The 1,669-nt window shown below is 73.8% G+C and carries 1 protein-coding gene and 1 pseudogene; both read right to left on the reverse strand.

Annotated elements, in window-relative coordinates; all coding sequences use genetic code 11:
* Positions 1-1,256 (reverse strand): cell division protein PerM (locus tag VS93_RS26320; RefSeq protein WP_236700761.1); only part of this gene is annotated, 1,256 nt, incomplete at its 3' end.
* 309 nt (positions 1,257-1,565) lie between these two features.
* Positions 1,566-1,669: pseudogene (locus tag VS93_RS29600) on the reverse strand (succinate--CoA ligase subunit alpha); the annotation flags it as partial.

Here is a 1,669-nt window from a genome sequence, read left to right on the forward strand (position 1 = left end):
GGTCTCCGTTCTGCCGGCGCCCCGCGGAACGGCCGGACCGGTGTCCGGTGCGGCCTCGGAGCGCCGCGCCTCCCCCGCTCCGCGGCCCGCCGCCCCTCGGTCTCCATATCCGTGACCTCGGCCGCGCGAATGCGGCGGTAGTACCGCCAGTTCGCCAGCCAGGCCGCGATCGCCGCGGCGACACCGACCTCCAGCGCGGTGATCAACCCCACCTGCCATGGCGACGGCCCGACCTCGGCCAGCCGCTCGGCACCCAGCGGGCCGCCCGCGAGCGCCGCCAGCGCACCGCACACCAGGCCGGTCGTCACCCCGCAGGCCAGTCCCCACATCGGCGCGGCCTCGCTGGACGCCGTCGGGGCACTGCGCTGGGTGAGCACCCCACCGAGAATGCCGGCGAGGAACGGCGCCACCAGCGCGGGGAGCGAGTACACCGGCGCCGGCCCGTTGTCCGGAAGGGCTCCCAGCATCGGGAAGAGCGGAACGGCACCGACCGCGACACCGGTCGGCGCCACCATCGTCCCGGCTCCGAAGGCGAACCCGGGGCCGACCGCGTAGGAGGTACCGAAAACGATGGCGTTCGGCAGGTAGAGGAGTTGGCCGAGGATCAGCAGCGTGCCTCCGACGATGCCCGGCGACAGTTCCCGGGTGGCCGCGACGACCTCGCCGAAGCCGGCGACCAGCGCCACGCAGAACAGCACCGCACCCGCGAGCAGCAGCACGCCGGTCGCGCTGAGCGTGCCCACGAGCAGCGATCGGGGACGCTCGGGCACCAGGTCGAGCAGCCGCCGCTTGGAGATGCCCTGTTCCTTGAGCACCTGGTGCAGGACGCCCCACCCTCCGGCGGCGAAGGCCAGCAGGAATCCGGCGATCAGGGCCTGCACCACACTGGGCCGGATCGTGTCGTTCTGCCCCACCAGTGCCAGCGTCCCGGAGATCGCCGCGTACGGGCCGGCGAGCGCCAGTGCGGCCCGGAACAGCTGACTCGGCCGGGAAAGCCCGCAATCGCGTGTCAGCCATCGTCCCGAGCGGAACAGCAGCAGGCCCGGCAGGACCACCAGGCCGAGCGGAAGCATCGAGACGTGCCCGCCGGGAATGCCGAACCCCACGAGGTGGCCGACGAGCCACGCCTGCATCGCTGCCCGGAACACGTCCGCGATGTCCTCGCCGAGCGTGTCGTGCGGCGCGGCCACCCAACCGATCAGAGTGAACGTCACCAGGACGGCCAGGCCGATGCCGGCCGCCGAGGCCGCGGCCATCCCGCCCGCCGTGTACAACGAACGCGAGGGATCGTCCCGAGGAACGGACGGGGGGTGGTCTCCACCGCGGGGCTTACCGGAAGACCCAGAGGGACGTATCGACGCGCTCACGCAGCCCATGCTCCCAGCCGTGCGGTCGACACGCCCCCTTCGCGGCGGGCGTGTCGGCCGGCGGGGCCCGGCCGGATGTGGTAGCCACCGGTGGCGCGGCCGGACCGGTGCCTCCGCCGCCGGGCTCGGCTTGGTGGCCCCGCCACCGGAGCCACCAAGGCGAAGCAGGAGAAGGCGCGGGTCCTCCCGCGGCCGGGTCTAAAACAGCTCGCGGGCGAGCTTGGCCGTCTCGCTGGGGGTCTTGCCGACCTTCACGCCCACGGCCTCCAGGGCCTCCTTCTTGGCCGCGGCGGTGCCGGCCG

Origin of the sequence: Allosalinactinospora lopnorensis (genome assembly GCF_000981225.1) — a bacterium.
Lineage (GTDB): Bacteria > Actinomycetota > Actinomycetes > Streptosporangiales > Streptosporangiaceae > Allosalinactinospora > Allosalinactinospora lopnorensis.